The organism is Candidatus Binatia bacterium (assembly GCA_029243485.1).
Classification (GTDB): Bacteria; Desulfobacterota; Binatia; order UBA12015; family UBA12015; genus VGTG01.
Genome location: JAQWRY010000088.1, coordinates 393,014 through 416,016, shown reverse-complemented (window position 1 = coordinate 416,016; position 23,003 = coordinate 393,014). Strand labels below are relative to the sequence as shown.

25 protein-coding genes are annotated in these 23,003 nt (G+C 66.0%); 10 read left to right on the top strand and 15 right to left on the bottom strand.

Going from position 1 to position 23,003, the window contains the following annotated elements; all coding sequences use genetic code 11:
- Positions 1-70 precede the first annotated feature (70 nt).
- A complete protein-coding gene (locus tag P8R42_30300) occupies positions 71-1,537 on the top strand; it encodes a wax ester/triacylglycerol synthase family O-acyltransferase (GenBank protein ID MDG2308896.1) in 1,467 nt (488 codons plus the stop codon).
- Positions 1,538-1,577: 40 nt separating this feature from the next.
- On the opposite strand, the gene P8R42_30295 is transcribed toward P8R42_30300, so the two are convergent.
- The 4 genes from P8R42_30295 to P8R42_30280 form a co-directional block, all read right to left on the bottom strand.
- A complete protein-coding gene (locus P8R42_30295) occupies positions 1,578-1,874 on the bottom strand; it encodes a hypothetical protein (protein ID MDG2308895.1) in 297 nt (98 codons plus the stop codon).
- Entirely contained in the window at positions 1,861-2,298 is a 438-nt protein-coding gene (locus P8R42_30290) for a hypothetical protein (GenBank protein MDG2308894.1), read from the bottom strand. Before P8R42_30290 ends, P8R42_30295 begins: the two co-directional genes overlap by 14 nt.
- 129 nt (positions 2,299-2,427) lie before the next feature.
- Positions 2,428-3,714: a cytochrome P450 gene (locus P8R42_30285; protein MDG2308893.1), complete on the bottom strand. Its 1,287-nt coding sequence runs from the start codon at positions 3,712-3,714 to the stop codon at positions 2,428-2,430.
- A 22-nt stretch (positions 3,715-3,736) separates the two neighbouring features.
- Positions 3,737-5,221: a wax ester/triacylglycerol synthase family O-acyltransferase gene (locus P8R42_30280; GenBank protein MDG2308892.1), complete on the bottom strand. Its 1,485-nt coding sequence runs from the start codon at positions 5,219-5,221 to the stop codon at positions 3,737-3,739.
- Between the two features lie 80 nt (positions 5,222-5,301).
- On the opposite strand from P8R42_30280, the gene P8R42_30275 reads away from it, so the two are divergent.
- The 4 genes from P8R42_30275 (at position 5,302) to P8R42_30260 (ending at position 7,862) form a co-directional block, all read left to right on the top strand.
- Positions 5,302-5,652: a cytochrome c gene (locus P8R42_30275; GenBank protein MDG2308891.1), complete on the top strand. Its 351-nt coding sequence runs from the start codon at positions 5,302-5,304 to the stop codon at positions 5,650-5,652.
- A gap of 117 nt (positions 5,653-5,769) precedes the next feature.
- A complete protein-coding gene (locus P8R42_30270) occupies positions 5,770-6,732 on the top strand; it encodes a DUF455 family protein (protein ID MDG2308890.1) in 963 nt (320 codons plus the stop codon).
- Positions 6,729-7,397 (top strand): hypothetical protein, encoded by a 669-nt coding sequence (locus P8R42_30265; protein ID MDG2308889.1) that lies wholly within the window; start codon positions 6,729-6,731, stop codon positions 7,395-7,397. The genes P8R42_30270 and P8R42_30265 overlap by 4 nt, the downstream gene beginning before the upstream one ends.
- Before the next feature lie 204 nt (positions 7,398-7,601).
- Positions 7,602-7,862, top strand: a complete 261-nt coding sequence (locus P8R42_30260) for a hypothetical protein (GenBank protein MDG2308888.1) — start codon at positions 7,602-7,604, stop codon at positions 7,860-7,862.
- Between the two features lie 4 nt (positions 7,863-7,866).
- On the opposite strand, the gene P8R42_30255 is transcribed toward P8R42_30260, so the two are convergent.
- The 3 genes from P8R42_30255 to P8R42_30245 are packed head-to-tail and all read right to left on the bottom strand — an operon-like array spanning position 7,867 to position 9,456.
- Complete coding sequence (locus P8R42_30255) at positions 7,867-8,067, bottom strand: hypothetical protein (protein MDG2308887.1); 201 nt, start codon at positions 8,065-8,067, stop codon at positions 7,867-7,869.
- A 39-nt stretch (positions 8,068-8,106) separates the two neighbouring features.
- On the bottom strand, positions 8,107-8,391 hold the full coding sequence (locus tag P8R42_30250) for a hypothetical protein (protein ID MDG2308886.1): 285 nt from the start codon (positions 8,389-8,391) through the stop codon (positions 8,107-8,109).
- Positions 8,392-8,400: 9 nt separating this feature from the next.
- Positions 8,401-9,456, bottom strand: coding sequence for a hypothetical protein (locus P8R42_30245; GenBank protein MDG2308885.1), 1,056 nt, complete (start codon positions 9,454-9,456; stop codon positions 8,401-8,403).
- A gap of 160 nt (positions 9,457-9,616) precedes the next feature.
- Between P8R42_30245 and P8R42_30240 the strand changes: the two genes are divergently transcribed.
- Positions 9,617-10,027: a Rieske 2Fe-2S domain-containing protein gene (locus tag P8R42_30240; GenBank protein MDG2308884.1), complete on the top strand. Its 411-nt coding sequence runs from the start codon at positions 9,617-9,619 to the stop codon at positions 10,025-10,027.
- A gap of 22 nt (positions 10,028-10,049) precedes the next feature.
- Here P8R42_30240 and P8R42_30235 read toward each other — a convergent pair whose 3' ends face one another.
- The 3 genes from P8R42_30235 to P8R42_30225 form a co-directional block, all read right to left on the bottom strand.
- Positions 10,050-10,487 (bottom strand): ABA4-like family protein, encoded by a 438-nt coding sequence (locus P8R42_30235; GenBank protein ID MDG2308883.1) that lies wholly within the window; start codon positions 10,485-10,487, stop codon positions 10,050-10,052.
- Positions 10,488-10,552: 65 nt separating this feature from the next.
- Positions 10,553-10,801, bottom strand: coding sequence for a hypothetical protein (locus tag P8R42_30230; GenBank protein ID MDG2308882.1), 249 nt, complete (start codon positions 10,799-10,801; stop codon positions 10,553-10,555).
- A gap of 57 nt (positions 10,802-10,858) precedes the next feature.
- Complete coding sequence (locus tag P8R42_30225; GenBank protein ID MDG2308881.1) at positions 10,859-12,214, bottom strand: methyltransferase domain-containing protein; 1,356 nt, start codon at positions 12,212-12,214, stop codon at positions 10,859-10,861.
- 74 nt (positions 12,215-12,288) lie between these two features.
- Here P8R42_30225 and P8R42_30220 point away from each other — a divergent pair, with 74 nt between their 5' ends.
- Together P8R42_30220 and P8R42_30215 are read left to right on the top strand one after the other, a co-directional pair.
- Positions 12,289-12,750, top strand: a complete 462-nt coding sequence (locus tag P8R42_30220) for a hypothetical protein (GenBank protein MDG2308880.1) — start codon at positions 12,289-12,291, stop codon at positions 12,748-12,750.
- The gene (locus P8R42_30215) at positions 12,747-13,271 is read left to right on the top strand and encodes a hypothetical protein (protein ID MDG2308879.1); all 525 of its coding nucleotides are present in this window, start codon (positions 12,747-12,749) and stop codon (positions 13,269-13,271) included. The genes P8R42_30220 and P8R42_30215 overlap by 4 nt, the downstream gene beginning before the upstream one ends.
- A 7-nt stretch (positions 13,272-13,278) precedes the next feature.
- On the opposite strand, the gene P8R42_30210 is transcribed toward P8R42_30215, so the two are convergent.
- On the bottom strand, positions 13,279-15,006 hold the full coding sequence (locus P8R42_30210; GenBank protein MDG2308878.1) for a hypothetical protein: 1,728 nt from the start codon (positions 15,004-15,006) through the stop codon (positions 13,279-13,281).
- A 363-nt stretch (positions 15,007-15,369) separates the two neighbouring features.
- On the opposite strand from P8R42_30210, the gene P8R42_30205 reads away from it, so the two are divergent.
- Both P8R42_30205 and P8R42_30200 read left to right on the top strand, forming a co-directional pair.
- Positions 15,370-16,131 (top strand): MBL fold metallo-hydrolase, encoded by a 762-nt coding sequence (locus P8R42_30205; protein ID MDG2308877.1) that lies wholly within the window; start codon positions 15,370-15,372, stop codon positions 16,129-16,131.
- A gap of 18 nt (positions 16,132-16,149) precedes the next feature.
- Positions 16,150-16,851, top strand: coding sequence for a MarC family NAAT transporter (locus tag P8R42_30200; protein ID MDG2308876.1), 702 nt, complete (start codon positions 16,150-16,152; stop codon positions 16,849-16,851).
- An 86-nt stretch (positions 16,852-16,937) separates the two neighbouring features.
- Here the strand turns inward: P8R42_30200 and P8R42_30195 are convergent, their stop codons facing one another.
- The 4 genes from P8R42_30195 to P8R42_30180 all read right to left on the bottom strand — a co-directional run bounded on the left by P8R42_30195 (position 16,938) and on the right by P8R42_30180 (position 22,978).
- Positions 16,938-18,401, bottom strand: a complete 1,464-nt coding sequence (locus P8R42_30195) for a glycosyltransferase (GenBank protein ID MDG2308875.1) — start codon at positions 18,399-18,401, stop codon at positions 16,938-16,940.
- A gap of 15 nt (positions 18,402-18,416) precedes the next feature.
- Positions 18,417-19,832 (bottom strand): choice-of-anchor Q domain-containing protein, encoded by a 1,416-nt coding sequence (locus tag P8R42_30190; GenBank protein ID MDG2308874.1) that lies wholly within the window; start codon positions 19,830-19,832, stop codon positions 18,417-18,419.
- A gap of 81 nt (positions 19,833-19,913) precedes the next feature.
- On the bottom strand, positions 19,914-22,250 hold the full coding sequence (locus P8R42_30185) for a redoxin family protein (GenBank protein MDG2308873.1): 2,337 nt from the start codon (positions 22,248-22,250) through the stop codon (positions 19,914-19,916).
- Positions 22,247-22,978, bottom strand: a complete 732-nt coding sequence (locus P8R42_30180; GenBank protein ID MDG2308872.1) for a Crp/Fnr family transcriptional regulator — start codon at positions 22,976-22,978, stop codon at positions 22,247-22,249. The genes P8R42_30185 and P8R42_30180 overlap by 4 nt, the downstream gene beginning before the upstream one ends.
- Between the last annotated feature and the right edge of the window lie 25 nt (positions 22,979-23,003).

The window sequence follows — 23,003 nt, the reverse complement described above, 5'->3', positions numbered from 1 at the left end:
GACCGCTGAACAGGAATCTGCCCCCTTCCCTTCGTTCCCGACCGCTCTGCCCGGACCCCACTACATCGACATGGATCAAACCACACCCGCAGAGCCGCTTTCGGCGCTGGACGCCGCCTTCTTGTTCTTCGAGCGGCCGGAGCAACCGCTCGTCGTGGGCTGCATCGCGGAACTCGAAGGACTGATCGAGCCGGTGCTGCTCCTCGAGCGCCTGGAGGATCTCGTGCGGGCGCTGCCCCGGTTCCGACAACGGCCCGTCCGGATTCCGCTCGACATCGAGCGCCCGGCTTGGGAGGACGATCCCGACTTCTCGTTGATCCGGCACTTCCGCTCGACGGAGTGGCCGGCGGACGGCTTCGGCGATGCCTCGGAGGCCGTGCTCTCGGCGCCTCTGCGGGCCGACCGACCGCTCTGGGAAATCGTCTCGATCGCGGGCGGCCCCGACGGCCGAGCGGCCGTCATCTTCCGGGCCCACCATTGCATGCTCGATGGCATGAGCGGGATGCGCGTCCTCGACCTCCTCACCGACGCCGCCGCTCCGGTTCGCGCACGCCGACCCCGGAAGGGCACATCGAGGCGTGGCGCCTCCGAGGACAAGCAGGCCTGGGGAAATCCATTTGGTGGCACCGAAAACGGCGCCCCGGTCTGGAATCACATGCGCGACATCGCCGAACTGACATCGACGGTCGTCTCCCTCCTCCACGAAGACCCCGCCCCCCCAACGACCCTGAACGCTCCCCTCACGAGCCGCCGACGCGCGACCTGGGCCACATTCGACCGTGAGGAATACGGCCCGGTCTGTAGCGAGACGGGCACCACCGTCAACGACCTGGCCCTGTCGGTCATCTCCGGAGCGCTGCGCCGTTACCTCTGGCGCCACCACCGCACGTCGACGCGGAAGTCCCTCCGCACCATCGTTCCAGTAAGCCTGCGCGGGGGCGGCAACGACCCGAGTCTCGGGAACGCGATCTCCGCCATGTTCCCGCGCCTGCCAGTGGACGTGGCCGATCCTTTAGAGCGACTGGACCGCATCTCGACGGAGATGAGGGCACTCCACGCACGCGGGCAGCCTCGGGCCACCGCCTATGGTCTACGCATGATGGGAGCGCTCCCACCGGTCGTGGAAGCCGCTCTCCCCATGCTCATGCCTCCGACCCCGATTGTGAACACCGTGTGCACCAACGTGCCAGGGCCGAAGAATGCGCGCACCCTCGCCGGCAGCCGAGTCCTCGCACTGCACGGCGTCGTCCCGTTGTTCCACGGGATGGGGGTCGAGTTCGCAATTCTCACGCACGACGGCTGCCTGTCGATCTGCGCTCACCTCGATCCCAACGTGGTGCCGCACGGCGACGAACTCGCAGGTGACCTGGAGCAGGCGTTCGCCGCGCTCCGCCGAGCGGAGAAGCGAACCCGGAAGCACCGGCGCGAGATCAAGCGCCTCGGTGCTCTGCTGCGTCCTGTCTCGCGTTTTTCCGCGAACCGCAAAGAGGCCGGAGTGAAAAAGACGTCGCGGCCGGCCACCCGCCGCGACGCCTAGCGCACCACCATCGTTTCAGACGCACGGTGCGGTCGCTCGCTCAGACGACGGTTTCGGGGCGCTCGTCGTCGTCACGCGGAACGCTACCGTCGGCCCGCTCCGCTGCGTCACGGACTGCGTCGATCGTATCCCGCGCGAGCTCGACACCCTCGCGAGCAGCCGCGTCCAACAGCGCTTCGAAGGAGTGGGCGACGCGACGTGCGTCGCGCACGGCCTGCCCAGCGAGTTCCGCGGCCGACTCGGTGGCGCGCTCGGCCAGGGCGGTCGCCGAATCGACGACGTCACCAATGAAGTCTCCCAAAGAATCCCGCTCGTAATCTTGTTCAGTCGTTTTCATTGCTCTTCTCCTCGATGCAGCCGACACACCTCATGGGTCTCGGCCCTACCCCCTCGACGATGGCGATCGCACCACGCGATCCCTTCTCGAGGATGGTGTTGCAGCGGTCACAGACCGCATTCATATTCAAAATCGCTTCCTGCCAGCCGAGAACCCGTCGCGGCTCCGCCTGGGCAGCAGCGGCCGATGCCGCATTCGGCTGTGGGGCGGCCTTCCCACCGGTGGCGCTGCGCGCCACGCCGGCGGTGTCGGCGATGATCTCGTCGACGAGGCCGACCGCGTTCCCAAGAACGTTCCGCACCAGGTTCGACACGGACAGGCCCAGCTGGGCCGCGTGCTCCCGAATCTCCTCATCGAGGGATTCCGGGATCCGCGCGTGCAGGACCTTCTCCTTCTTTTCTTTCTTGTCTTGCTCGTCTGCCATGGGCTTCGGGCTCCCTGTCTCACTTCGTACTACTTTGTGATACATCCGTGATACAAAGTAGTCAACCCTATCCGACGAGAAAAATGGGGTCCGGGTGAGCGCGCGCCCGCCGGACGGCCGGCGGGCGCCTCAGCCGACGGCGGTGGCCCGGAGATCCAGGCGCAGGGACGTGAGGCCGCGCAGCACCAGCGACCGCTTCCAGGAAGTCGGGTTGCGCTCGCCGTCGAGGTCGGGGAACCGCTCCAAGAGCCTCGTGATCGCGGTCTGACCTTCGAGGCGCGCGAGCTGCGCGCCGAGGCAGAAGTGAACGCCGTGGCCGAAGGCTAGGTGCTGGTTGTCCTTTCGGCCGATATCCAGGCGGTCGGGATCCGAGAACTGCTCGGGGTCGCGATTGGCCGACGCGAGGATCACCCCGACCACATCGCCCTTCCGGACACGCTTTCCACCGAGTTCGAGAGGCTCCAGGGCCACGCGATCGGTCATCTGTATCGGGCTGTCGTAGCGCAGCATCTCCTCGATCGCGGTACGCGCCAGCGACGGGTCGTCCTGAAGACGGCGCCGTTCGTCTGGGTGGTGCAGGAGGGCGAGCATCCCGTTGCCGATCAGGTTTGTCGTGGTCTCGTTGCCCGCGACGAGAATGAGCAGACACAGAGACTTGAGCTCGACCTCGCTGAGAACGTCGCCCTGCTCTTCCACCGCAACGAGTGCGCTCACGAGATCTTCACGCGGTGTCGCACGCCGATCGGCGAACACTCGGTCGAGGTGCGCGGACAAGCCGTCGAACGCCTCGGCAATGTTGCGGATGCCGCCCTCGGCCTGCAGCGGATCGAGAATGCCCACAGCGGAATTCGACCAGGTCTTGAGCTGCGCGCGATCCGCGACGGGCACGCCCAGCATCTCCGCGATGACGAGCAACGGAAGCGGGTCCGCGAGATCCCGAATCAGGTCGGGATCGGGCTTGTGTGCCATCTCGTCGAGCAACTCGCCGACGAGGTCGCCGACGCGATCCCCGAGACGCTGAATCACGCGCGGCGTGAACGCTCGACTCACGAGCCTGCGCAATCGCGTGTGATCCGGTGCGTCGGTCATCAAGAGCGACGTCGTGACGGCTTCCCCAAGGCCCGACGGGAGCGCGTCGAACATTCCGAGCTTCTCCTCGATGCGTGCTTTCGTGCGATCGACGCCGAAGCGTGGATCCTGAAGGAGCGGCGCGACGTCCTGGTACCGGCTCAAGATCAAGGATTGGAGCGGCGGGCTCTTGTAGATCGGCGCGGTCTCCCGAAGTCGCCGGTAGCTCGGATACGGATCGCGCCGGAAGTCCGGATGGAAGGGGTTGTACTTACCGATCAGTGGGGAAAGGAGCCGGACCGGCCACTCGCGCCGGATCAAAGCCTGGAGGACCTCGAGCGCATTCATTCCCGTTTCTCTCGGCGCGACGTCAGCTGCTGATCTTCGAGACGGCCTGGAGCGGCATCGCGCCGTCTTCCGCCGGCGACTCCGGTGAGAGCTGATACCCGCTGGCCGCCAGCGCCTTTAGTTCGTCGAACGCCTCTTGCGTGGCCCGAACGATGGCCGGGAGATCCGGCAGGAGGTCGTAGTCGGCGTTGAAGCCCCAACAGAGCTTCCCGTCGTAGCTCATCTGCGCGAGCCCGAGGCCCATGTTGTCGACGAGGGGAACCAGGGGATACGTCCGCTGGAGCTTCGCGCCGAGCATATACATCGGGAACTGCGGGCCCGGGACGTTTGTGACCACGAGGTTGAACGGGAGGAACCGCGACACGTTGCGCGCGCCCAGCGCGAGCAACGTCGACGAGCCCCACTCCGCCGCATCGGTGAGAACCGTCGCGCCTACCGCGCTGCGCTTCTCCTTCAGCTCGTTCGTGCGGGCGGAGATCAGGCGTATCTGCTCGCGCGGGTCCACCTCCCCGATGGGAAGCTCGAGGATCCAGGCCGAAACCTGGTTCCCGAGCGCACCCTGCTGATCTTCCGAGCGCACACTCACCGGGGACATCACCTTGAAGTCGACCGCCGCCGGGTTCAGGTTCCGCCGCTCGAGAAAGCGCTGCATCGCGCCCGTCACGACGGCGAGGACGACATCGTTGATACTGCACCCGAAGGCGCGCCGGATCTGTTTGACCTCCTCCAACTCCATCGTGAGCCAGTCGAAACGACGGTGCGGGCTCACGGGTTGATTGAGCGGCGTCTCCGGAGCGAGCGAGAGCGTCGACCCCAGCATGTCGGCTGCGGACCGCAGTCGCGAGAACGTCTCCCTGCGAGCCTCTTCCGCCTCGGAGACGAGGGCGCGGACTCCGTTCACGAGTTGGAGCGGAAGGAACGCACGACGCAGCATCTCATCGCGCCACAGTTCAAACGGGGACGGCGCGCGACGAGCGAGGAAGCGCGGCCGGTCCAGCTCGTGCACTTCCGGTGTGGGCGAGAGCAGGATCTTCAGGAGATCGACGCCCGACACGCCATCGATCATGCAATGGTGCACCTTCGAGATCAGGGCGAACCGGTCACCGTCGAGACCTTCGACGATCCACGTCTCCCAGAGCGGACGAGACGGATCGAGCGGCTGTTCCATGATGCGCGCCGAAAGGCGCTTCAGCTGCTCGTCGCTGCCGGGCCGCGGGAGGCTCGTGTGCCGGACGTGGTAGTCGATGTTGAACCGATCGTCGTCCACCCAAACCGGACGTGACGTGAGCGGGATCCAGCGCAGCTTCTGGCGGTACCGCGGAATGCGGTGCAGCTCGCTCGCCATGTGCTTCTTGATCCGCTCGGCGTCGATCCCCCCCCCTTCCGTTCGCAGGGGCTCCGCCTCGATCGTCAGCGTCGATGCGACGTGCAGCGGGGAGTTGTGCTTCTCGAGCAGCAGGAAAGAACTGTCGAGCGCAGTGAGCCGCTCATAAAAGCTACGTGCCATGGATGTATGGTGTACCCGATGCCCCGAACCCTCGCCACGCTGCCCCTTGACAATCCTTCAACACGGGCAAAACTGTAAGTATGGCCCACCCATCGTCTCCGTGCTTCGCCGGCGTCCTCGCGGCCGCCCTGGTCTTCGCCGCGGCGCCCGCGGGCGCCGCTCCGGATGTCGCCAACGGCAAGAAGAAGTTCGACGGGATCTGCGTTCAGTGCCACCGCTCGGACGGCGAAGGCATGACCGGCATGGGGATGAACCTGACAGAGGCGCCGCTCGTGAAAACCGGGAGCGTCGGGGCAATCGCCAAGTTCATCGCCACCGGGCACCCGCCCACGAAGGACTACCCGCTGGGCATGCCCCCGGGCGGCGGCGAGAGCCTCTCCGCCGCGGATCGGACCGACATCGCGGCGTACCTCAAGACCCTCGCGAAATAGGCTCAGCCCCGAAATCGACCGATCGGGGCCTTAAACGACCGCCCGAGGATTAGCGGTTTGACCGGGTAGGCCGACGCGATACGCTCCCTGGACAACACCCATCTGAGGGAGAGATTCATGAAGCGGTTCATTCATCACCAAGAGCTCGCCCGCGATTCGCGGTTCGTCCGACAGGACAACACTCTTTCGACCGTCATGTCGGAGCTGCCCGACGAGGTCGACAAGGTCGTCGAGGTCTTCGAGGCGTTCGACCCGATGATCGAGAAGGCAATACGCGGCACGTCCGCAGAGCCCCTGTACGATGAACACGGACCTTCGTTCGCGCTGGTCGCGCTAAACGATCCGCTCAAGGGGACCGACAAGGCCGTCAACATTCGGCTCATGATGCGGATGCACGGCATCTTCGCTGGCGAGCTGCAAGCGCTCGAGGGCGCCGGGCGCTCGCTCTGGGATTTCCCCGACGCTCCCTGGGAATTCAAGATGAACATGGCGCGCCAGTGTTGGGACGAGGCGCGGCACGTGCAGATCTTCGAGAAGCTTCTCGACCACGTCGGTGCGACGCCGGGCATGTACCCAGAGAGCACGTTCCTATTCGAGTGTGCGTGCTCCGACGATCCCGCGATGCGGGTCGCGGGCGTGAACCGCGGTCTCGAAGGCCTCGCGTGCGACGTCTTTCGCGACATGATCCGGTTTGCGGAGGAAATCGGTGACGAGAAGATGAAGCAGGCGATCGACTACGTCCTCGCCGACGAGCTCACCCACGTACGCTTCGGCAGCGAGTGGGTGCGAGAATTCACCAAGGGCGATCCGGAGCGCTACGAGCGCGCCCAGGACTTCCGTCGCCAGGTCGACAAGCAGTTCAGCTTCGGAGGCTCTCGCTCCGACCGCGAAGACGCCGCCATCCCAATCGCCACGGAGGTTCGCAGGGAAGCCGGCTTCACCGAAGACGAGCTGTCCGAGTTGTCGACGCTCTCGGCCGGCGGGCCGTCCCGCGAAACGATCAAAGCCGCATCCAAGATCCTGCGCGAGCGTCACAAGGCCAAGCTCGCCACCCGCGCCAACGACGGAGCTTCGGCATGAGTGAAGAACAACGCATGTACCCGGGGATCGGGATGGACGAGCGAACCACCTTCGCTCCCTACTCCGCCTTCGACATCCCCGAGGATCTCCGTGAACTGCACGGCCGCTACGACGTAGAGTCGACGGCCAAGCGCGTCCGCAACTTCCGTTACACGCACGAGTGGATGACGATGATGATGGGCGGCTGGCTCGCCACGATTCCTGAGCTTCCGGTGAAGACGGGGCTCGGCAAGGTCATCTGGGAGAGTGCCCAGGCCGCCGACGAACTCGGCAAGCGCCTGCCCGAGTTGCGCGCCGGCCGAAATATGGCCACCGCGTCGCAAGCAGCAAACCAAGGGTACGCCGACCTGATCCAGGAGATCGCGAACCCCGAATCCCCGGACCGCACGGTCGAAAAACTGACGGGTCTCTTCTGCGTTCTCATGCCGCACCTGATCGACGTCTACGAGGTCACGATGCGCGAGACCGACCAGATCTGCGACGCCCCCACGATCGAACTCCTCGACCACGCGACCCGCAAGCTCCGCCAACATGTCACCTGGGGCACCGGAGTCCTCGACCGCATCTGCGACACCGACGAAAAACGCGAGCGCCGCACCACCCGCCACGACGAAGTCACCACCGCCCTCCGCGCCTGCGGCGGCGTCACCGGGGACGTTCTTTAATCTCCGGGTTTTCTTTAGTCATCACGAGAATGCCGGAATTCGGGACCGAGAACCGTCGAGAGCCCGCCAATTAAAGAATCGGGCGAGATTAAGGAACGTCTCCCTCAGCGCGTCGTGAGCGACTGAACCGACACGGGACGGATCGTGATCCGCAGCTTCCTCCCGGAGGAGGAATGCAGGAAGCTCCGATGAGCCTCTGACCAAGTGCTCGAGAGGAGACGAATCGAGCAAACCGACGATCGGCTCGAACTGGAACCTGGCGACGCCTGCCTCTTCCATGCCTGGATGATTCACCGCGTCACCTATCGACGCGCGCCGGCGAGGCCCACCTTCGAAATCATCTACGGGTTCGGCCCCCGCCCCGACTTCGGCCAGCCCGCCCCACCCGAACTGTTCCGCAACGAAGAAATCCGCGCGCGACTCTCCGCGGAGGCCCGCGCCTTCTTCGACCGCTCGTTCGACTGAGGGGCTACCCAACCAGCAACCGCAGCACGTCGTCGATCACGGCGTCCGCCCGGGCCTCGACTTCCGCGGGAGAGATCGCACCCAGCGGATGCCCGATCACGGCGAGGCGCGCGCCCCGCAGACCGTACGACTCACTCTGCTGGAGCGCCAACGGGACGAAAGGCTCGGTCGCGAGCAGCACCGCGGGGACCCCGCGGCGTTCCATCTGTACTTGGTCGTGGACACTCCACGACGTGCAGGAGCCTCAATCACCGCTCCCGGTGATGATCACGTCGGCTTCCGCGCGCAGCTTGTCGAGAAGATCGGCCTCACACCGCACGGCCGCATTGCTCTTCTGCAGCGCCAACGAAACGGTCGCGCCGGTGCGCTGGGCGAGTCGCGCACCCACATGCTCCAGCAGAGCGCCGGCGTTGGGTTTGCGATTGTCTAGCAACCCGATTCGACGACCCGCGAGAACGTCCACGCGAGGAGAGAGCCGCATCGGCCGCGCGCCCACGTTTCCTTCGGGAGAATGGATCCAGATCGACATGCTCACCTCTCAATCGTCCAGCGCAAGCGTACGGCTCTTTGTCACGCCCCAACTCGGAATCACACAGGAGTGCTTACCCGCTCCACCGGCGACGAGCACACGAAAATTGTCTGGATGGTCCGTCATCGGCAGGAGCCGATCGGCATCGAGTGTTTCCTGCATCCAGGGTCGCCAGCGCCGTTGGTCGAACGCGCGTCGGAAGACGCCCACGGGTAAACGCGCCCTCTCGAACAGGAAGCTCTGCACGTCCCGCCGGGTCCACCCTTCCCGCGCAATCGTCGCCGCATGCTCGGGGCACAGCACGACGAAGCACTCCCCTTCGCTGATGCACGCGTTGTTGCTCCCAAGCGAAGTAAACGCCGATGCACCCTTTTCCAGAATCCGGGCCGCGCTCTCGCTCTCCATGTCATGGAAGTTGTGCGGACCGGCGCCGCAGTGGACGGTCACGGCACTCGCCGCATCCACACCGGACCAGCGATGATAGGCCTCCCACGGGCTCTCCGGTGCGTTCTCGGCGATGCAGTACGAGTACTTGGCCGGCTGCCCCTGGGTGGATTGGTCTCCTCGCCCGGGGTACCCGCCGCCGACGTGCAACAGCGCCAGCCGGATCGCGCGTCCCACGGTCGCGTTCGCGCGCGTCCCGGGACCCAACGTACCAAGGCCCGCGTTAAAGGCCAGGTCCGCGACCGCCTCGCCGTGCACGATGACGAGTGGCGCTACGGGGTGCGTCGTCGCCTGCACCCCCTGCAGGTTCACGTCGGGTCCGGACAGCGCCCGGATGGCCGTCGTCACAACCGGAAACAGCTCCGGCGAGCAACCCGCGAGGACCGCGTTCACGGCAAGCGCCTGTCGCGTCGCTCGACCGAACCGGGGCGGCAGAACCGCAACCTCTTCGTCGGGGTCACGCCCGCCGAGCATCGCAGCGACACGTGCCTCGGTCGGAGCGACCAGTGGAAGACCGTCGCCCCAGCCGCGCTCGTCGAACAGAGCCTGCAGTGCTTCGGGCGACTCGTCCTCGAGATCGATCCTCTCCGGGCCGGCTTCGTCGTCAGCAAACGTCGACATCGAGGCTCACCCCCTCTGGGCTGGGCCGCCCAAACGCGTTCCCCGCCAAACACCGGAGAAAGGCGGCAACCGAAAGACAGGAACAGACCATTCTTCTTGAGTAGACCGACCACCACGATGCACGCAACGGGTCACCCGAAGGCCCGCTTGGCGGCCCCCCGTGCTCGCAGCTATCGTGCCCGGGGTGACGACACCGGCCGACCCCGCCCCGAAGGGCACCCGCGTGTGCCGAGCCGACGAGATCGAGGACGGCAAATCGCAGAAGTTCCGCGTGCCCGACGGCGACCGGCAGGTCGAGTGTTTCGTTGTACGACATGACGGGGACCTGAACGCCTACGTGAACGAGTGCCGCCACGTCGCCATGACGCTCGACTGGGTCGAGAACCAGTTCTTCACCGAAGACGGCAACTATCTCATGTGCCCAACGCACGGCGCCTGGTACCTCCCCAACACCGGAGAGTGCGTCGCCGGACCACCCTGCGGCAAGCTCCTACACCGTGTCCCACTCGTCGAACGCGACGGCGAGGTCTTCGCTCTGACACCCGAGTGGCGCTCGGGAACCACGTCCTAGCACAACCGAGCGAACCCGCCGGTTACGCTTCGACGAGGTCTGTTGCGCCCGTCCGCACAAACCGGAGCAAGAGATACGCGACCAAACCAGCCGGCCCCAGCATCAGGGTCAGCACCAAACACGGCGCGACCCATAGGTGCGAGATTTCGCGCCGCCGCGCATCGCGCACTTCCCAGGCGCCTACGAACAGATCGAAGACCAGGTAGTGCACCCAGCCGGCGAGTGCGCCCTCGGGCGAGGTGAAGAGACGCATGACCTCGGGCAGACTTCCGAAGCCGGAACCCTCGGGCGCCCCAGGCCCCATCAGGGCGATGCCCGTGTACACCCCGCCAAGCAAGAGCGGGATCCAGATCCCGTGAACGATCCGCTGGGTCCACTCCCACCCCGGAGCAAACACGAGCAAAAGCCAGGCGGGGAGGACCCCATTGTTGCAGATCGTGAAGAGCGTGTCGGCAGTCATGTGCCGACGTGTAGCGGATTTCGGGGCCGACCGTGAGCGGCGGGCCAGACCAAATTCGCGAACGGCTATTCCGGCTCGTCGCCGAAGTGCGCGCGGATGATCCGCTGCTTCAGATAGTCGAGAGTACCGAGGTCTTCCACGATGTCGCCACCGGTGTCGTAGAAGAAGATCTCGCCGTTCTTGTTGCGCCCCACCGCGACCAACCACTCGAGATCGTCACGATCTTCGAGCAGGTAGTTGATCGTCTGCGCGACACCCCGCCCCGGGATGATCGTGATCTTCGGGCGAGCCGTGGATTTTTCTTGTTTTGCCATGAGTTCTCGCCGAACGGTTCCGCTGCCACCCTGCTACGCACGATAGGGACCGCCGCGTTACCAAGTCAACCTGAATACACCTAGCACTTCGGCACGATACGTCTGCGGCGTGAGGTCGATGAGCCGTAAGGACGAGAAGCTCCAGCCCTCTGCCAAAAACCGTCGCGCATCCCGGGCGAACGTCGCGACGTCGCACGACACGTACACGAGGACGGACGGACGCGCCGCGAGAACCGCCGACAAGACCGGAGCCGCGCCGGTCCGCGGGGGATCGAGAACGACGACGTCCGGAGGGCTCTCGATCCCCGCAAGAGCCAGGTCATCTGCGACCCTCGTGTCGAACCGCGCGCGATCATCGAGACCGAGCTTCGCGGCTGAAGCGCGCGCCGCGGCGATCGCTCGATCGTCCGCATCGATTCCGAAAACGTTCACGCCCGCGCGCGCGAGAGGCAGACTGAAATTGCCGGCGCCGCAGTAGAGGTCAACGACGTTTCGCCCGCCCGCACCCGCGACCTCACCGACGACCGCAGCGACCAACCGCGCGTTCAGATCCGCATTGACCTGGGTGAACACACCCAGCGGAACGCCGATCTCCATGTCCGAGGCGACGACGATGCGCTGAAGCACGTCTCCCGCTTCGGTACGCCAACGCGCCGAGGACTCCGCCGGCTCGAACGCGATCCCCGCGGGCGCAGGGCACGGCGGCTCACTTCTCCGGGCGAGGTCCGTGAGTTCCCCGAAGAGGCGCTCGGCCTCGGGTGGTTTTCCCGGCGAGCAGACACCGCGCAAGCGCACGACACCACGGTCGTCCACCGACAGCTCGATCTCTCGAACCGTCTTCTCCCGCTCGGCGAGGCCGCGCGCCAGGGGCAGTGCCGCAGAGAGCTCTTCCCGGGCGATCGGGCAATCCTCGATCGGCACGATCTCGTGTTTTCCGCGGCCCCGGTAACCGACGATCGGCGCGCCACCGCCGGCGCGCCCCACAGCGAGTCGGATCCGGTGGCGAGCGCGCCACTGCGAACCCACGATCGGGTCGTGGACCTCTTCGGGCCGCGTGCGACACGCGCGCTCGATTTCACGCAGCACGACGTCCTGTTTTGCCACCACCTGCGCCTCGTACTCCAACTCCTGCCACGGACAGCCCCCGCAAAGGGTGACGACCGGACACGGCGGCGCCCGCCGGTCGGCCGCGGCTTCCCCCAGGACGCGCACGACCCGCGCTCGGAGGTAGTTGCTCTTGCCGCTTTGTACCTGCGCCCGAACGCGCTCGCCCGGCAGGCCCTCAGAGAGGAACACGACCCGTCCGTCCGGCGCGTGTCCCATCGCACCTGGACCGTTCACGAGCCGCTCCACCTCGAGCTCCAATTCCTCGCCCGAGGGTTGCCGGGCTCGTTCCTTCCTCCGCGACGCCATCCCTCCTCGATCGTAGGCATTCGGCGCGGCTTTTTCAGCGGCCGCCCGGCTGTGCTAACGACCGTGCCGCAGTCATGGGTGAAAAACGTTCAGCAAAGGCGACGGCAACCCGGGTCCGCCGGGCCCGGCGAGAGGACATTCCGACGCTCATCCAGCATGCCGGCGGTCCCGCGGCCGGGCGGGTAAGAGCGCTCCGGCGACTTCTCAAGACCCTCACCGCCGACGTCTATGTGGTCGATCGGGAGGGTGCGCTCTGTGGCGTCGTGGCCGTGCACTACCGCCGCAGCCTCGCCCACGGTGGACTGCTGGCAACGATCGATGCGATGGTGGCGCTGCGCCCCGGCGACGAGGCGAGCCGAGAGGATCTCGGCTTGCTGGTGGACTGCGCGGTCACGAGAGCCAAGCGCCGTGGCTGCGTTGGAATCGACAGCGGCATCGCGGCAGAAGAGGTTCGCAGCGCGCTCCGCGAACACGGATTCGAAGCCGGCCCCGAACAGCTAGGCCGGCCGCTCAGGTTAGAGGAGGACGAAGGATGACGAAGTTCATCATGGGGCTGCTGCTGGGATTGATCCTCGGAATCGGCGGGACCGCCGTGTTTCTAATCAGCGCCGGGGGCGGCGACTACCTGGTCGTCACGAGCCCACGCGTGCGCGAGTTGGAGACCTCTCTCAAGCAGGCCGACCAAGAGCGCGAATGGCTCCGCGGACAGCTCCGCGACTCGAACCAGATCCTCGTCAAACTCGAGTCCCGCTTCGTCGCACTGGCGACCCGCTTCGGTGATCTCGGCTCCCAAGCGGCGACTCTCCTCGCCGCGCCGGTCGTGAAGGAGGCGTCGGCGGTGAAGGACGTCGCGAAGACCGCAGCATCCGTCGCGGCTGAAGCGACCCCGCCCGACCCCGAGACCGCCGCAGGGGCGACCACCGAACCAGCTCCCACCGAGCCCGCCGCGACCCAGACACTCGCAGCGGCTGCGACACCTACACCGGCTGCCGTGGAAGCGACCGCCGATGCGGCCGGGGGAGACGGGGACGCCGCCCCGTCCCCCGCAGGCGGTTAGAGGAAACCTACCGGACCTTGCAGTTCGTCACGTGGCGCTTGTCCGGGCTCCTCGTGGAACACGACATCTGACCGAAGGCACTCTGCCCCGGCACCGCGACCCGAACCATCAGATCTTCCCCGACGAGATCGGCTAGAGAGTCGTCCTTCACTCGCAGCGTGACCCGGGTCATCCCGTCTCCGTACTTCCGGACGGTTGCGGACAGGTTCTTCGTCTGAAGCTTCGCAGTCGTCTTGCCACGGTTCACCCGGAAGTCACTCCCGGTGAGGGAGACGCCGTAGCTGCCGTTCTCGGATACGAGATCTAGGTCGACGTCGACATTCTTGCCGAGCTTCGCGATCCACGGCGGGAAGGTGACCCGCACCAGCGCGTTCACCCGACCCTTGGCGTTCACCACGATCCGCGCACTCCCGACGAGCGACGAACAGACCTCATCCAGGTCGGCCGAAGCATCGCAGGCATCGCATATGTCGCCGACACCATCGGCGTCGGCATCGCCCTGCAGCGAGTTCGGGAGATCCGGGCAATTGTCCTGCGCGTTGTCTATGCCATCTCCGTCGAGATCACTCCCAATGTTCGGCGCGGGCGTCGGGACAGGCGTCGGGACAGGCGTCGGGACCGGCGTCGGGACCGGCGGCAGCGTAGAGGCACCGCCATCGTCGTACAAGAGCGCGAGCGCACCCTTGTCGTAGTCGCTCAAGCCGCCACCTCGCCCGTCGAAGTGGGCCATCCAGTACATGGTCGCGTCGAGGACGAACGGGTCGTTCGTCGTTCCGAGGTGGGCGTCCCACGAGTGCGCGAAGCCGATCGCATGGCCGACCTCGTGTGTGACGATCTCCTTCAGGTTCGTCTCGTTCCAGAACCAGCAGTCATTCCAGCCGTCGTTGAAGACCACCGCGCCACTCGTGATCTCGCGATACGGAGAGCCGCTCTTCGGGCTGGCCGTCGCACAGAATCCGCCGACGGCGAGTGCACCACCGCCGCACCCCGATGGATTGCCCACTTGGTCCTTCGGGTCATCGAAGCTCACGGTCATGTAGCCAGGGTTGCAGACGAATCCCGGGCCCTTCTTGCTGCCCTGGTATTGAATCTCGAACTCGGAGCCCGGCTGGTTGTTCCACGCCTCCGCACCTTCCTGAACGATGCGTTTCCCCGCCTGCTTGCCAAGCGATTTATCCCCCGCGAGATCACCCCAGATCGCAACCGGGAGATCGAACCAACGCGAGCCCGGCTCCATCAGTCGAAAGTCCGCCTGCGCCTGCGAGATACCTTCGAGCTGCGGCGTGTTCGGCTGCAAGCGGCCAGCGAGGCGGACGGCACCGCGCGTCCGCCGCTTGGTAGCGAGGCCGCGCTCGAACGACGAGAGCGTCTCGCGGGTGCGAGTGCCGCCTCGACGGATGCGCGTGAGAGCGACACGGCCATCCTCGAGGATCTCGGTATCGAGCTTCCCGATGGCCATATGCTGCGTGCGAAGGCGCCCGCGCCGCGAGCGCTCCACATAGGCGACAACCGTTTCACCGACATGATACTCGGGCGAGCCGAACGCCCACTGCGTGTCGAGGCCCACGCGACCACCGACCTCGTGGAGCACGAGCCGTTCGCCCGCGACCGCACCCTTGTACCCCTCTTGTACGTGCAGCGTCACCTCGGTCGTAATCGATGAACCGTCATACTCCGCAACGCTACGAATCTGTTCCACGGTCGCCAACACAACCGCGTCCGCCGAATCGGCCATCGACTCAGGATCAGGTACGATCCAACTCGTTGCAGCCGCAGGCGCGGCGACAACGAGAGTGATGGCGACGGCGAGTCCAAAGCCCCATTCCCCGTGTCTCGGTCGCATGGACAGACACCACAGCAACAGGGGTGCCAAGGGTGGCACATCCAATGCCTACGGGAAAAAACGAAGATGGACCCCCAATACCCGATAGTGAGTTAGGGGTAGTCTCGTAACGCCTCGCCGAAACATTGACGGTCGCCGAGCAACGTTACCGCGCAAGACTCGCGTCTGCCTTGCGGGTTCCGTTGCACGACCCCCCACGAGGCCACATGCCCACGCAAATCCAGAAGGGCGCCCGCGCTTCTGCTGGTTCATGAAATGTGGTTCAATCCGACTGTGGCCATGGACCTCACCTGCCTCGGGACCGGCGACGCGTTCGGATCACTCGGCCGACACAACGCGGGCTATCTGGTCGAAACCAGCCACACGACGCTCCTCCTCGACGCCGGACCGAGCGTCCTGATCGCCCTCAAGGCCCTCGGGCGCTGCCCGAGCGAGATCGACGCGATCACGATCAGCCACCTTCATGGCGACCACTTCGCGGGGATCCCGTTCATGCTCCTCGACTACACCTACGACTCTCGCCGCCAGCGCCCCCTCGAGATCATCGGACCGCCGGGACTCGAAGAGCGCGTCTATACGCTGTATCAAACGCTCTACTCCGAGCGCCGTGGCGAGACGCTCCCTTTTCCGGTCCGCTTCACCGAGATGCGGGACACGTCCGCGTACGAGGTCGCCGACACCAGGATCGAGAGCTTCCACGTCCCGCATCAGGAGAAGGAACTCTCACTCGGCCATCGCGTCTCCGCCGGCGGAACGTCCATCGTCTACTCGGGCGACACGCCCTGGACGGACGACCTGATCAAGCAGTCCAGCGGTGCGGACCTCTTCCTCTGCGAGTGCTCCGCCTTCGACAGCGAGGTGCCGCGACACGTGCGTTATGTCGAACTAGAGCAGAATCTACAGCGACTGGAGTGCAAGGACCTGATGCTCATCCATCTCGGCAGTGAAGTCCGCAAGCGCAGCTCCGAGATCGATCTCACCCTCGCCGACGACGGCGTCAAAAAGACGGTCGGCTAGACCCCGCCTCCGCCCGCCATGGAACTCTCCGTCGGAACCGGCGCCGTGCTCTACTACGCCGGTGTCACGGTCGCATCGCTGCTGCCGATCGCGAACCCGTTCAGCACCTCGGCGCTCTTCCTCGCGATCACGCCGGGACTCTCGGCCGACGAGCGAAACCAGCAGGCCTTCCGCGCCGGCTTATACATGGCGGCCATTCTCTTGATCTTCCTCGTCGCCGGCGCCCTCATCATGCGCTTCTTCGGGATCTCCGTCTCCGGGGTCCGGATCGCCGGCGGGCTCGTCGTGAGCTTCATCGGGTTCCGGATGCTCTTCCCGCAAGACGACACCCTCACCGAAGAGGGACGCAGTGAGGCGACGCTGAAGCACGACGTCGCGTTCACCCCGCTCGCAATGCCGAGCCTCGCCGGCCCCGGCTCGATCGCCGTGATCCTCGGCATCGCCGCCGAGATCGAGCGCCCGATCGAATACATCGTCGTCGGGCTCGGGATCGTGCTCACGGCGATCGTGTGTTGGCTCGTCCTGCGCGCGGCCGGGACGCTGGTCGACTTCCTCGGCCAGAACGGAATCGATGCCGTTGCGCGGATCATGGGCTTTCTTCTGATCTGCATCGGCGTGCAGTTCGTCGCCTTCGGGGTGCGCGACTTCATCATCGACCCGGCGTTCTGGTCGCCCACACCTATGGCTCTTCCCGTGCCCGAGGCACCACCGCCGGGCTGAGCGATCGACCTATGAGCCCGACCCCAAATGGTTCGGGTAGGGCCCGATGTCGGCGACAGCAGGATCACCGCGACCCATCTTGGCTCCTAGCCGCGGCCTCGGCGCCCTTCGACGATAGCGCTGTCGAGGAGATGCGACACCTCGGCGGCCTGGGCCCGGCGGTCGAACGTCTGAATCACCTCTTCGTTCGCGCGAGCCGGAATTCCACCGTGCCGGAACTCGTAGACGAACTGCGCCAACTCGGCACGGATTCCGGCGACGTCATTCGGGTTCACGACACGCCCGACGCCAGCACTATCGAGGATCGACGTCGTGACGCCTGGGATCGTGAGCGCCAGGATCGGCTTGCGGGTATAGAGGTACTCGAACATCTTTCCGGGAAGCTTCACGCCGCCGGACTCTTTCGCCGGGATCTGGCAGAGCATGAGCGCGTCACTCTCCGCCACGAGCTGAACTACCCGCTCGTGCGGCATGTACGCGTGGAAGCGGACGACGTCGGCGATCCCGTACTCCTCGATCGCCGAGTCGTAATGCGGCTGTCGCTTCGTGCCGAGGAAGTTGATCCGCAGGATCTTGCGGGCCTCCGGATCGGAATCGAGCAACTTTCTCACCGCATGCAGGAAGGGCACGAGGTCGAACATGGTCTCGACGTTGCCCGACAGACTCAGATGAAGCAGCCCCGGCTCGAGAAGCCGCTTGCCGCTGCCGGCGTGCTCGAAGTCCGCCGAGTCGAAACCATTGGTGAGAACGCTCACCCGCTCGGGCGGACACCACGGATACTTCGAGACGAACGTCTCGCGGGCCGGGTCCGTCGTGACCAACACGTGGTTCGCGTACTCGAAGACCGAGCGCTCCCACTTCTCCTCGCGACGCTGACGCGCCGGATGGTCAGGATACCACTGACGGCGCCTGAGCCCGTCGGTCCACGGGTCACGAAAATCCGCGATCCAAGGCAGCCTCAGCCGTTTCGCAAGTGCCAGTGCCAACACGTTCAGCGAGTTTGGAGGCGAGCTCGAGTACAGAACGTCGGGCTTCTCGCGATTGGCGATGAACAGCCCCGACGCGAACGCCGCGGCCGTCCAGACGATCTGTGGATCCGGAATCAGGAGCCGCGACCAGATCCAGTCCTCGGCCCGCCCGGCGACGCCGCGTCGACGTCGCCCTTCCCGGACCCCTTCCGTCCCGCCGCTCGGCGACGCCTTGGGCACCGCGGACGAAGTCGCCGCCGACTTCGCCTTCGTCGGCTTGCCGCGTACCGCGCGTATCGCCGAGGAGGCGACTTTGCCGGCGGCCGCTCGAAGGCTCTCGTATTCGAGAGTCGGCGTGCGATACACCGTCGCCTCCGGCGGTACTTCGGCCTGGAGGGTCGGGTCCCACAGCCGCGAGTACGGGTTCGACACCGTGTGGACGACAGGGCGCCACCCGAGTTGCGACAGATACTTCACCAGCTTGAGCGTGCGCTGCACACCGCCGCCGCCCTGAGGCGGCCACCGGTACGTCAGCACGAGGACGGTTCGACCTCGGCCCAGATCGTCGGACGATACACTCATGAGAATCGCAACCGGCTAGGTGCCGGGCTTCAGCTCGAAAGCTCCGATATCACACCGTGCGGGAGCGCCTGGCCTCCCCGCCTGCGGTCGCTCCACGCCCCGTTGATCCGCTTCGGCGCAAGACCCGTCACTCCCGGTGGGCTTCGCCGGGTTCCCAGCGTCGACGGCGGGACTATCCGCCCCGAACGCATAGGTCGGCGTCGGACCATCGTTCGTAGCGAGCCTGGCCAACGCCGGCGCGACGTCGAGCAGGTCGCCCGTCGCGTTGCCCGACAGGATGCAGCCGGCCTGGGTGCCGACCAGGTTGTAGCCCTGGGACCCGAGCACTCCTTCGCAATCCGACTTCGCAGCGCCGACCTTGTTAGCGGCAAGAATGCTGTTCCCGACCGAAACGCTCGCGCCCTTCGCGTTCTCGATGCCACCGCCGGTTCCCTTGGACTGCGTGGCAGCGGTATTGCGCGCAATGGTCACGTTGTTCAATACGAGCTTTCCCTTCTCCCGGTTGTCGATCCCACCACCGGAGACGCCGGCCTGGTTCGCCCCGACCGTCACGTTGGTCAGCGTTGCCGCACCCGAGTTTCGCAACCCGCCGCCGTTGGACCCTGCGGTATTGTCGGCCACGAGAACGTCGAACAGGGACAGCGTGCCCTCGACGTTGTCGATGCCACCGCCGTTTGAGCCTCGGTTCTCTCGCACCGGCAGGATCGCCAGGGTGAGCTTCCCTGCATTGAGGATGCCGCCCCCGTCGTCGGTAAGGGACGCATTCGACGTGACGCGGCCGTTCGTCATCTCAAGGACGCCCGTGGTCGCGTTGTAGATCGCCCCACCGCGGCCATCGGCCTGGTTGCCGTCGAACGTCACCGTCCTAAGCGTCGCCGACGCCTCGTTGTGAAGTCCGCCCCCACGGCCATTCGACTGGCCCGGGTCGGCCGTGGCCTTGTTCCCGGTGACGATGGATTCGCTCATCGTCAGGCTTCCGCGGTTGAGAATCCCGCCGCCGTCGCCGCCCTTCGCGGCGCCGTTGCGAATCGTGACGCCGGAGATGTTGATCGTGGAGCTTTTGTCGATCTGGAAAACGCGGTCCACCCCGCCGCCGTCGATGATCGTGTCGAGGAAGTCCTGCCCGGTGATGGTGATCTCACCGGCGAGGTACAGACTTCCGGAACGTGCATAGTTCTCGCCGTCGGGGGCAATCGACAGTGTGTAGGTCCCCGACGGGACCGAGATCGTCGAGCCGACGTCCGAGGCGTTGGCCTCCTGCACCGCGGCCCGCAGCGAACAGCCACCCGCCTTCGACACGCATTTCCCGTCGCCCGGGCTCACGCTCGGCGAGTCCGCCGTCGTATTGACTTTGTAGGTTCCCGCCGACGCGGTGAGCGCGCTCGCGAACAACGCGAGAGCCGTGAGTAAGAGATTACTTCGACGAAGCATTGAGCCTCCGTTGCGTTGCTATTGCGGCCCGAGCCGGACTACAGGGTGGGTAACCCACCCCGCCCAAAGGGTAATAGGGGTTCAGCCCCTCCACTTCCAACCACCGATCGCCAGACCCTTCTTTCGGTTGTATCCCGTCGAAGCACTACGGACGATTCCGTCCTCTCCGACGAGCACGAAGGTCGGCGTGCCGCTGACGCCGTACGCCAGGGAAGTCGCGCGATTCTGATCCATCGCGACCGCCTCCGGGAACGGCTCTTCGTACTGTTCAAAAAACGGATCGAGCTGTGCCTCCGTCTCATCCGTGATGGCGATAATGGGTACACCGGTGGCCTCGCTGTAGGCCAGGACCTCCGGGACGGCCGCCTTGCACGGTACGCACCAGGTCGCCCAGAAAAAGAGAAGATGAGGCCCGTTACCCGACAAGGAGGTCGGAGCATCGGCACGATAGGCCGACAACCGTAGCGGCGGCGCAGGATCACCCGCTCCGGGCGGCGCCGGCAGCTCCGGGAAGCTCCCGGGATGGGCACCGGGAACCAACGTCCTCTGAATCCGGTCGTCCCCACGCAGGATGTCGAGCCGCCGGGGCACGTCGACCTTCGAGAGCATGGTCCATTCGCGGATCTGGCGCGGCTCGGCAAAGTGGCGGCCGGGCGGTCCGAGGATCACATCGCCAGGCTCGATCCCGGCCGCCTCGGCCGGGGAATCCGGGTAGACCTTCTGAACGGTCACGGCCCCGTCCGTGAGATCGTGTTCCTTCCGAAGGGCGGGGACGGCCTGCTTGAACTGGATTCCCATCCACGCGGGAAGAACCGTGCGCGCAACTTCTAGATCTTCGCTGTACGGGGGAAACGGCTCGCGATCGCTCAGCGGCTCCGCTTCGGCGAGCGGCAAGGCGAGATCCTCGCAAGCGCGCAGCGCCTCGAAGGCCTCTCTCTCGGAGCGGCTCGCACGTGCCTGCAGGTACACCTCCCCTGCGACGTCGATCAGCACCGTTTGCATGCGAAGCAGCGCCGCCTCGCGAACGTCCATGCGATAGGAGGCTCCGCTCGCCGTGTCGGCCCGCTCTCGGAGCCCGTGCAACCGGCGGTACGTCGCGCGGTCCCGCCGCGTCGCGGGCCCGAGCTCAGCGACTAGGTCACTGCCGAGAGCGCGGGCGTCTTGCGCCTCGAGCCCAGTGAGCTCGTCGACGGCCAGACGTTCCTTCCAGTCCGGGTTGTCCTCGAGAAAACGCGTCACATTCGCGCGCGAGAGGTCGCGGAGCGCGGCCACCCACGCTTCCGTATGCTTCGCGAGACGATCCGAAACCTTGGGCAGCTGATCCAGTCGCTCATCGACTTCGGCAAGACTCCGCGGGCTCGCGAATCCGAAGCTGCGGCCGATGCGATCGACCAGCCGAATCTGCCGCTGGTATCTCCCCGGATCAGCCCACGCCTCGACGACGAGCGCATCGGCGTACTCGACCGGGTCCTGATCTGCGTCCCAGGCCGCGTGCTCGAGGAGCTCGCGCACGTACTCGTCGGAGGTGCGAAGAGGCACATCCGGGGTGTGATCGTTCACGACCGCGAACAAGTGCGCATCGGCCATCCGGCCGTTGCCCTCCAGACCCTCCAGAAAGCGGATCGAGTGGCCGACGTTCTGGTCGCCGCGGTTCTCCGCGTAGCAACCGTAGGCTTCTCGATCGGCGGTGGTCGAGAAGTAACCACAGACGCGACCGTTGGGCGTTGCCTCCCCCGTGCCGTACGCAAGCTGCGCGAACCCACCGGAGAAGCACTGCGACATCAGCGTGACGACCTGGACGCCCGTGGGCAGGCCTTCGATCAGATCGGCGAGCTCGTCGACGTTGAGGTTCTCGCGCTTGCCCCAAAGCGAAATCGCATTTGCCCGCGGACCCGCCTCTTCGCTGCCGGGCGTGCCGTGGTCGGTCACGTACAAGAAGACGACATCCCCCGGCTCGAGCGCCTCGCCCTCGGACGCGAACCACTCGGCGAGCGAAGCCTTGGTCGCCGGGCGCAGCGACACGCCGTCGATCTCCGTACTCACGAACTCCATCGGTCGCCCGATCGGGCTCTCGAGCAGAGTTCCGTCGAGCAACCAGCCGTCGTCGCCTTCGGCGCGGAGTTCTCGCGTTGCCAGGTCCGGGTCGGGATTCGATCCGTCGCTCGCGAAGACCGCGACCTGGCCGGCCGGGACGCCGCTCGACTCGAGGATCTCGAGCACCTGGCGTAGGTGAATCACGTGCGACTGGTAGTTGATCCTCTTGCCCGCGCCTCCGTTGATGAGAACCGCATGCACCCGCGACGGGTCGACGGTCGCGGCAACGCCGCTCTCCGAGGACGGGCGAACGTACATCGGCTTCGGCGCACACGAGCCGAGCAAGACGCCGAAGGCGAGCGCGACGAGGAACGGGCGAGTCATAGGTCACACACCTCGCGCAGCTCCGGCGCACGGATCACGAGGTCGCGGCCGCGGCGCACGACGAGGCCCTGCTCCGCGAATTCACGCAATGCTTTCGTGACGCGCGCTCGCGAAACCCCGGTCAGGTCGGCGAGTTCCTCGTGCGTAAGCCGGATCTTCAAGAGCCGACCGTCCGCGTCGATCACGCCGAACCCGTCTGCGACGTCGAGCAGTCCGAGCGCGAGCTTTCCCCGCAAGTCGAGTGTGAGGAGCTTCACGGTCCGCGCGAAGGTCTTGGCGAGATAGTCGAGCGTGACGCGGGTCATCTCTTGCAGGACCGGAACCGGCAGGCCCGCCGTGATCTCGCGAAACCTCGCGTTCGGAATCGCAGCGGCATGCAACGGCGTCAAGGCCGCCGCCTCGTCGAGCCGCTTTCCACCGACCACGAGATGGCTGCCGAGCAGCGCACCCGGCTTCGCGAGCGCGACCAGGACCCTCTTCCCGAGGGCCCCCGGCACCGACAGCTTCGCCACGCCTTCGAGCATCCAGTAGAGATCGGTCGCGCTGCTTCCGTCCCGGTAGAGGACGCGGCCGCGCTCGAAGCGCAAGGAGCGGGCGGAGTCGAGCAGCTCTTCGATGCAGTCGTCGGGCCAGCCCAGGCGGCGAAGCCCCGCCTGGAGCTTGCGCGCCGAGCGGACCTGCCCCCTGAGCGGGAGATCGACAGCCGGCCGCGTGTCCATGGTGCCCATCGACACATTCTACTGACGGCCCAAG